Raw genomic sequence first — 8086 nt, forward strand, 5'->3', positions numbered from 1 at the left:
ATGGAGCTGATGGAGCTGATGGAGCTGATGGAGCTGATGGAGCTCAGCCTGACCAATAATACGTCCCTTGCAATCTATTTTTAGATTGAGGGCACAATTGGCTAGCCTATAAGTTCCATACCGTTTTGCTCTCTGAAATCCCCCCGCTATAACAACATGATCCACTGGGTTCGTGGCGATAGCAGCCATGTTCCTCTATATCTTCTGTACTCAAACAGGAGATAACCCATGAGGCACATCAGCGAAAACGGACTGTTTTTGCTGCTTTTTTTGTCGTTGTTACTGGCAGGTACGCCGCGGGCGATGGCACAAGGCAGGGATTTCAGACAGGCCCCCAAGGCGCTGACGGCGATCAAGCAGGGTCAAGTGGCCCAGCAACACGGCAATCTGCAAAAAGCCATCGCCTTCTACTGTGTCGCCGCCAGCACCGGCAACCCAGAAGGATACTTCCGGATCGGCCGTCTGCTCGCCACCGGCCCTGCCTCGGTGCGCAGCGCCAAGCTGGCTAACAGTTATCTCGCCATGGCGATGCGCCTGGGCAACCAGCAGGCCAGCCGCTACTACAACCCGCGGGTCGGCAATGCCCCCATGGGCGATCAGTGCGGTGTCGGCATGCGCGGCGGACAAGGGAGTTATTCCGCCTTGCCCAGCACACCGTTCAATGTCGAGGCATATCTGGCACGCCAGTCACCGGGCAAACAGAAGCTGGTCACCATGCTGCGTCACGCCGCCAAACACCATAAGGTGGATGCCCGGCTGGTACTAGCGATTGCCATCGCCGAATCCAATCTCAACAGCCGTGCCGTTTCCCCCAAGAATGCTCAGGGGCTGATGCAGCTGATCCCCGAAACCCAGCAACGGTTCGGGGTAACCCGGCCATTCGATCCAGCCCAGAACATCAAGGGTGGCGTCAGTTATCTCAAGTGGCTGGATCGCCGCTTCGATGGCGACTGGGTACTGATCTCGGCAGCCTACAATGCCGGGGAAAAAGCGGTGGAACGCTATGGCGGGATCCCGCCCTATGACGAGACGCAGGAGTATGTGAAACGGGTGCTCTACTTCGCTGGCCACAAACAGCCCTGAGCGGAAAATCAGAAGCTCGCCCGATCGGAAGGCGGCACACGCCTCTTTCTGCGGCCACTGTGGCGGCCACGCCCCCAATAATCGAAGCCATAGTGGCGGTAGTAACCCACCAGATTGCTGACCAGAAACAGCCCCTCCATCAGCGCGGCCACCGGTGAGCCCACCAGCAAGTTGTTACCCAGCCAACAGAGGGTACCGAGCAGCATCCAGCGCCGCAACAGGCGATCATCCGGGCAAAACGCGGCACGGGTTTGCAGCAAGCTCGCCAGCAGCCCGATCCATGAGAGCAGGCCCTGATAGGTCGCCAGCGCAGCCGCACAGGCCAACCCCATGAAAAACCACATCAAGATGCGGCGAACCAGCCAGATACTCACAACAAAGCGCATACTGGCCAGCAGCAACAGACTGGCGGCCGACCACTGCCCGAGCAGGGCAAAGTGACCAGCATTGAGGGCGCAGGAGAGGGCCAGACAGGCCAGGATCCTGCGGCGATCCCGCAACTGAAACGACAACAGATCGAGCAACAAGGCCAGGCTCACCACCAGCTGCGACCACAGAAACAGCGACATCATCCACACCTCATCCGTCATTTGGATGGTGCAGCATGAGGGGATGGTCGGAGAGCGGCATTAATCCGTGTTAATGCGCCTGCGGATCCGTGACAGAGTGACCGGACTGATACCGATGTAGTTGGCGAGCTGCACCTGAGTGAGCCGCGCAGGCCAGTGAGGGAAGGTGTGGCAGAGCTCCCGATAACGCTCTTCGGGGGAGTGGAGCAGCAAAAACGCCTCCTTGCGCTCCTTGTAACCGAGCTGCTGACGCAGCAGGGCCATGCAGACCGGCTGCCAGGTCGGCTCATCCAGCAGGGCGAGCGGCACCCGCACCACCTGCAACTCCGTCAGCGCCTCCAGCTGGTAGCTGGCGGGCGACCCCGTGAGCCAGCTGTTATAGAGCAAGCAGAGCTCCCCTTCGAAGTAGAACTCCTTGCAGCGCTCCTGTCCGTCCCGGGTGTAGTGGCAGGCGCGAGCGATGCCCGCTTCGATATAGAAGGCAGCTTCCTGCTCTGCCCCTTGCGCCAACAGTGCCTGACCGGCGCGCAGCGTCTGCCGTGGCAAGCGCAGGCTGATGGCTTCACTCAGCGCGGCGTCCAATCCCATTGTGCAGAGAAAGGCGGCCAGTGAGGGAACTTGAGGAGATGGGATCATGAGGGCCCGACACAAAACAACAGCCCACATCATGCCCAAATTGCACGGCTGATGCAGCAAGACGTGACCGCGGCGGCAAAGGGGGGCGCCAACCGGGCGCCGCCTTTGCCCCCCCTCGTCCGTTGGTTTACAATCGACGGGTTTTTTGGAACCCGGTTGACCTGTGTCGACCTGGCCCCACCACGACATCAGTCTGTTAATGCCAAGACATTAACCTGCTGAAAAGGAAGAGAATTAGCCAATGGCTCAATTTATTTACACCATGAACCGGGTCGGCAAGGTAGTGCCGCCCAAGCGTCATATTCTCAAGAACATCTCCTTGAGCTTCTTCCCGGGCGCCAAGATCGGCGTGCTGGGTCTGAACGGCGCCGGTAAATCGACCCTGCTGCGCATCATGGCAGGCATCGACACCGAGATCGAAGGGGAAGCCCGTCCGCAGCCCGGCATCAAGATCGGCTACCTGCCGCAGGAGCCTAAGCTGGATCCGGAGCAGACCGTACGCGAAGCGGTCGAAGAGGCCGTTGGCGAAGTGAAGCGCGCCATGGCCCGTCTGGACGAGGTCTATGCGGCCTACGCCGACCCGGATGCCGACTTTGACAAGCTGGCCCGCGAACAGGGCGAGCTGGAAGCCATCATCCAGGCTCAGGGTGGCCACAACATGGAAAACCAGCTGGAGCGTGCGGCCGATGCCCTGCGCCTGCCGGCCTGGGATGCCAAGATCAAGCACCTCTCCGGTGGTGAGCGCCGCCGTGTGGCACTCTGCCGTCTGCTGCTGGAAAAGCCGGACATGCTGCTGCTGGACGAACCGACCAACCACCTGGATGCGGAATCCGTGGCCTGGCTGGAGCGCTTCCTGCACGACTACGAAGGCACTGTAGTGGCCATCACCCACGACCGTTACTTCCTCGACAACGTGGCGGGCTGGATCCTGGAGCTGGACCGCGGCGAGGGTATCCCGTGGGAAGGCAACTACTCCTCCTGGCTGGAGCAGAAGGACGCCCGTCTGGCGCAGGAAGCCAGTTCCGAAGCGGCCCGTCGCAAGTCCATCGAGAAAGAGCTGGAGTGGGTTCGTCAAAACCCGAAAGGCCGTCAGGCCAAGTCCAAGGCCCGTATGGCTCGCTTCGAAGAGCTCAACACCAACGACTACCAGAAGCGCAACGAGACCAACGAGCTGTTCATTCCGCCCGGACCCCGCCTCGGCGACAAGGTGGTGGAAGTGGCCAACCTGCGCAAATCCTACGGTGATCGGGTGCTGATCGACGATCTGTCGTTTGCCATTCCGAAGGGTGCCATCGTCGGCATCATCGGCCCGAACGGTGCCGGTAAGTCGACCCTGTTCCGCATGATGTCGGGTCAGGAGCAGCCGGACTCCGGCGCCATCACCCTGGGTGAAACCGTGGTGCTGGCCTCTGTCGATCAGTTCCGCGACAGCATGGATGACAAGAAGACGGTCTTCGAAGAGGTCGCTGACGGTCAGGATATCCTGCGCATCGGCAACTACGAGTTCCCGAGCCGCGCCTACATCGGCCGCTTCAACTTCAAGGGTTCCGACCAGCAGAAGCGGGTTGGCGAACTCTCCGGTGGTGAGCGCGGTCGTCTGCATCTTGCCAAGCTGCTGCAGACCGGCGGCAACGTGCTGCTGCTGGATGAACCGACCAACGATCTGGATATCGAAACCCTGCGCGCCCTCGAGAACGCCCTGCTGGAGTTCCCGGGTTGTGCCATGGTCATCTCACACGACCGCTGGTTCCTCGACCGTATCGCCACTCACATCCTCGACTATCAGGATGAGGGCAAGATCGAGTTCTTCGAAGGTAACTTTACCGAATACGAAGAGTGGAAGAAGAAGACCTACGGCGCCGAGGCGATCCAGCCGCACCGCGCTAAATATAAGCGCATCGCCAAATAAGGCTGACTGCGTGTTGAGGGGAGCTTCGGCTCCCCTTTCTCTTGCCTTTTGACTTACAATCCTAGACGGATGCATTTGCATGGATGTAGCACGATGACGACCCCCATAGAGAAAAAACTCACCATCCAGATCCGGGTTGAACCGGGTTGCCTCGGGCCGGATGGCAAGGAGCACATAGAGACCTTCTGTGCCGCCGCCGCCAAGATTTTTGCCGCCGTGGAGCCCGAGCTGGTGAGCTGGGTGCTGATCCCCCGCTACGACAAGCAACTACCGGAGCAGGAGTTCTTTATCGAGGGGCGCAAGCTGACCGAAGAGCAGGCCAGCCTCTTTCTGCGCCGCTTCGGCCGCGAACTGGGTGAAGTTCAAGACCGGCTCGACTCGGTGCTGGCCCAGCTGGTCGAGCGCTACTTCAAAACCCTGTAAGCCCCCAATTTTCGATAAAAGGTTCTCTGCTGAGAACCTTTTTTCATGCTCAAAAAGCAAACGTTTGAATTTTTACTCTATTCATTGATCTGCTTCGCAGATCCGGGGTTTGTAAACGGCGCCGCCTGTGTAAAAATGTGCGCGCTGTCACGGTATCAGGACGAGTCTGGTTACTTAACCGCCAGAAACAGGGCAATTTACCCCGCATGGATGGGATAGCCCGTTCCCCTGCTGCTTATTTCACGTCACCTATTGGAATCCAACATGAATCAACAACACCAAGCTGCCAATCAGGCCGCCGGGCAAGGATTGCTTGAGCGCCTGTTTGCCCTGCAAGGCCATGGCACTACCGCCCGCACCGAAGTGATCGCCGGTATCACCACCTTCCTGACCATGGTCTATATCGTGTTCGTCAACCCGCAGATCCTCTCTGCGGCGGGCATGGACACCCAGGCCGTGTTCGTCACCACCTGCCTCATCGCCGGTATCGGCAGCATCCTGATGGGCCTGTTGGCCAACCTGCCGATCGCGCTGGCCCCCGCCATGGGCCTCAATGCCTTCTTCGCCTTCGTGGTGGTCGCGGGCATGGGTTACTCCTGGCAAGTGGGTATGGGTACCATCTTCTGGGGCGCCATGGGTCTGTTGATCCTCACCCTGCTGCGGGTGCGTTATTGGCTGATCGGCAACATCCCGCTCACCCTGCGGGTCGGCATCACCGCCGGTATCGGTCTGCTGATCGCCCTGCTCGGCCTGCACAACGCCGGGATCGTCGTGGCCAGCCCCGCGACTATGGTAACCGTGGGCAATCTAACCTCCCTGCCCTGCCTGCTGGGTCTGCTCGGTTTCTTCCTGATCTGCATCTTCTCCGCCCGCGGCGTCCACTCCGCCGTGCTGATCGCCATCGTGGTCACTACCGGTCTGGGCTGGCTGTTTGGCGATGTCACCTTCAAGGGCTTTGTCTCCATGCCCCCCAGCATCGAACCGGTGTTCGGCCAGCTGGATTTGATGGGATCGCTCGATATCAGCCTCGCCGGGATCATCTTCTCCTTTATGCTGGTCAACCTGTTCGACTCCTCCGGCACCCTGATCGGCGTCACCAACCGCGCCAAGCTGGCCGATGACAAGGGCCACTTCCCGCGCATGAAACAGGCGCTGATGGTGGATAGCGTGAGCTCCGTCGGCGGCGCTTTCATGGGCACCTCCTCGGTTACCGCCTTTATCGAGAGCAGCTCCGGCGTCGCCGTCGGCGGCCGTACCGGTCTGACTGCCATCGTGGTCGGCCTGCTGTTCCTGCTGGCGATCTTCTTCTCTCCAGTCGCCGCCATGGTGCCGGCCTATGCCGCCGCTGGCGCCCTTATCTATGTGGGCGTGCTGATGTGCTCCGAGCTGACCCGGGTGAAGTGGGAAGATCTGACCGAAGCGGTACCAGCCTTTATGACCGCCGTCATGATGCCGTTCAGCTTCTCCATCACCGAGGGGATCGCCGTCGGCTTTATCTCCTACTGCGTGATGAAGGCAGGCACCGGCCGCTGGCGCGAAATCAACCCCTGCGTGCTGGTGGTGGCCCTGCTGTTCATCCTGAAGTTCGTCTGGGTCGACAGCCACTGATAATGACCAGTGCAATCCGATGGGCTCCCGACAGGGAGCCCATTTTTATTTGCCGGATCATGCTTCTCGCCCCTGCGCTATGACGCGGGGGCCTGACAGTGCTAGATTGGCAGCCACCATTTTGAACCGGCAGCGTTGTTAACCCCGTGTCGTTAACCCGCTGTAGTGAACCACAAGGACGGCAACCGTGGCCCAGCACTCTCCCTCTTTCTCCGCCCTCTCCCCCCTGCTGCAAGAACAGGCCGAGCGCCAGTGGCAGCGACTGATTGAACTGGCCCCCGACTATGGCTCGCTGCCCGAGCCCGTTCGCCAGACCCTGCTGACCCTGCTCGGCCTCTCCGATTTTGTCGCCGACTCCCTCTTCAAACAGCCGGCGTTGCTGACCGAGCTGCTCGTCTCCGGAGATCTGGAACGCTCCGAACGCTGGCCCGCCTACCAGCGCGATCTGACCGCCCTGCTCGCCGAGGTGAGTGATGAAGAGGCGCTCAAGCGTATCCTGCGCCAGTTCCGCCGCAGCCGCATGCTGGTGATCGCCTGGCGCGAGCTGCTGGGCCACTCTGAAGTGGAAGAGAGCTTTATCCACCTCACCAAACTGGCGGATGCCCTGATCTGCTCTGCTCGCGACTGGCTCTACGCCAAACAGTGTGGCGAGCTGGGCACCCCGATGGACGGCAATGGCAACCCGCAGCCGCTGCTCATTCTCGGTATGGGCAAGCTGGGTGGTGGCGAGCTCAACTTCTCCTCGGATATCGACCTTATCTTCACCTTCCCCGAGAACGGCTACACGGTTGGCGGGCGACGCGAGCTCGCCAACCAGCAATTCTTCATCAAGCTGGGCCAGCGCATCATCAACGCCCTCCACCAGCCCACGCAGGATGGTCAGGTGTTCCGGGTCGATATGCGACTGCGCCCCTTTGGCGATGCGGGGCCGCTCGCCATCTCCTTCGCCGCCATGGAAGATTACTACCAGCACCACGGCCGCAACTGGGAGCGCTACGCCATGGTCAAAGCGCGGGTACTGGGCCCCCAGTGCGAGCACGCGGTGGAGCTGGCCGAGATGCTGCGCCCCTTTGTGTTTCGCCGCTATATCGACTTTGGCGTTATCGACGGCCTGCGCCAGATGAAGGCGATGATCGCTGCCGAGGTGCGCCGCAAGGGGCTGGAGGGCAATATCAAGCTGGGGGCCGGCGGCATTCGCGAAGTGGAGTTTATCGCCCAGGCGCTGCAGCTTATTCGCGGCGGCCGTGAACCTGCGCTGCGGGTGCGCCACCTGCCCGAAGCGCTGGCCGCCATCGCTCAATGTGGCGCCCTCGAGTCCGCCCATTGCGACCGCTTGCTGACGGCCTATCGCTTCCTGCGCCGGGTCGAAAACATCTTGCAGGAGATCGGCGATCAACAGACCCAGACCCTGCCCACCGAGGAGCGGGATCGCCAGCGGCTGATCGCCGCCCTCGGTTTTGCCGACTGGGGCGCCTTTATGGCTCATCTCGATGAGGAGATGGCCGCCGTCCATCAGGAGTTCGCCGCCGTGGTGGGGGAAGAGAAGGAGGCACCCGCCCATCTGGAGCAGCTCTGGCTCGATCTGTGGCGCACCGAGCTCGACGCCGCCGAGCTGGAAAAATTGCTGACTGCGCAGGGGGTGGCCGAGCCAGCGCCGCTCTGCGCCGCGCTGCTGCGTTTCAAGGAGGAGTACAAGCGCCGTCAGGTAGGGCCGCAGGGACGCATCGCGCTGGACTGGCTGATGCCGGAGCTGCTGCGGCTGGTGGTCGCCAGCGAGCAACCCGCCCGTCTGTTCGAGCGGGTCTGTGAGCTGCTGACCCGCATCTTCACCCGCAGCGCCTATCTGCAGCTGCTGGCG

General features: G+C 61.1%; 8 protein-coding genes. 5 read left to right on the forward strand and 3 right to left on the reverse strand.

What is annotated here, in order from left to right:
* A partial coding sequence (locus L972_RS22010; protein ID WP_231560947.1) for a hypothetical protein occupies nt 1–189 on the reverse strand: 189 nt, incomplete at its 3' end.
* A 39-nt stretch (nt 190–228) separates the two neighbouring features.
* Between L972_RS22010 and L972_RS17505 the strand changes: the two genes are divergently transcribed.
* Entirely contained in the window at nt 229–1083 is an 855-nt protein-coding gene (locus L972_RS17505) for a lytic transglycosylase domain-containing protein (protein WP_040068683.1), read from the forward strand.
* Nucleotides 1084–1091: 8 nt separating this feature from the next.
* Here L972_RS17505 and L972_RS17510 read toward each other — a convergent pair whose 3' ends face one another.
* Together L972_RS17510 and L972_RS17515 are read right to left on the reverse strand one after the other, a co-directional pair.
* A complete protein-coding gene (locus L972_RS17510; protein WP_047439906.1) occupies nt 1092–1655 on the reverse strand; it encodes a YgjV family protein in 564 nt (187 codons plus the stop codon).
* 57 nt (nt 1656–1712) lie between these two features.
* On the reverse strand, nt 1713–2288 hold the full coding sequence (locus tag L972_RS17515; protein ID WP_047439909.1) for a Crp/Fnr family transcriptional regulator: 576 nt from the start codon (nt 2286–2288) through the stop codon (nt 1713–1715).
* 241 nt (nt 2289–2529) lie between these two features.
* Between L972_RS17515 and ettA the strand changes: the two genes are divergently transcribed.
* From ettA to glnE, 4 genes are all read left to right on the forward strand, one after another.
* The gene (ettA, locus tag L972_RS17520) at nt 2530–4197 is read left to right on the forward strand and encodes an energy-dependent translational throttle protein EttA (RefSeq protein ID WP_005358378.1); all 1668 of its coding nucleotides are present in this window, start codon (nt 2530–2532) and stop codon (nt 4195–4197) included.
* A 93-nt stretch (nt 4198–4290) separates the two neighbouring features.
* Nucleotides 4291–4620, forward strand: a complete 330-nt coding sequence (locus L972_RS17525) for a hypothetical protein (RefSeq protein WP_005343410.1) — start codon at nt 4291–4293, stop codon at nt 4618–4620.
* Nucleotides 4621–4884: 264 nt separating this feature from the next.
* The gene (locus L972_RS17530; RefSeq protein WP_047439912.1) at nt 4885–6228 is read left to right on the forward strand and encodes an NCS2 family permease; all 1344 of its coding nucleotides are present in this window, start codon (nt 4885–4887) and stop codon (nt 6226–6228) included.
* Between the two features lie 187 nt (nt 6229–6415).
* Nucleotides 6416–8086, forward strand: a 1671-nt coding sequence (gene glnE, locus L972_RS22015) for a bifunctional [glutamate--ammonia ligase]-adenylyl-L-tyrosine phosphorylase/[glutamate--ammonia-ligase] adenylyltransferase (protein ID WP_047439930.1), incomplete at its 3' end; no start/stop codon positions are given.

The sequence above is a fragment of the Aeromonas sp. ZOR0001 genome (assembly GCF_000801015.1).
GTDB classification, from domain to species: Bacteria; Pseudomonadota; Gammaproteobacteria; order Enterobacterales; family Aeromonadaceae; genus Aeromonas; species Aeromonas veronii.

Excerpts from the sequence above, each read along its gene's own strand:
- L972_RS17505 (WP_040068683.1), top strand. The coding sequence starts at position 229 with ATGAGGCACATCAGCGAAAACGGACTGTTTTTGCTGCTTTTTTTGTCG.
- L972_RS17510 (WP_047439906.1), bottom strand. The coding sequence starts at position 1,655 with ATGATGTCGCTGTTTCTGTGGTCGCAGCTGGTGGTGAGCCTGGCCTTG.
- L972_RS17515 (WP_047439909.1), bottom strand. The coding sequence starts at position 2,288 with ATGATCCCATCTCCTCAAGTTCCCTCACTGGCCGCCTTTCTCTGCACA.
- ettA (WP_005358378.1), top strand. The coding sequence starts at position 2,530 with ATGGCTCAATTTATTTACACCATGAACCGGGTCGGCAAGGTAGTGCCG.
- L972_RS17525 (WP_005343410.1), top strand. The coding sequence starts at position 4,291 with ATGACGACCCCCATAGAGAAAAAACTCACCATCCAGATCCGGGTTGAA.
- L972_RS17530 (WP_047439912.1), top strand. The coding sequence starts at position 4,885 with ATGAATCAACAACACCAAGCTGCCAATCAGGCCGCCGGGCAAGGATTG.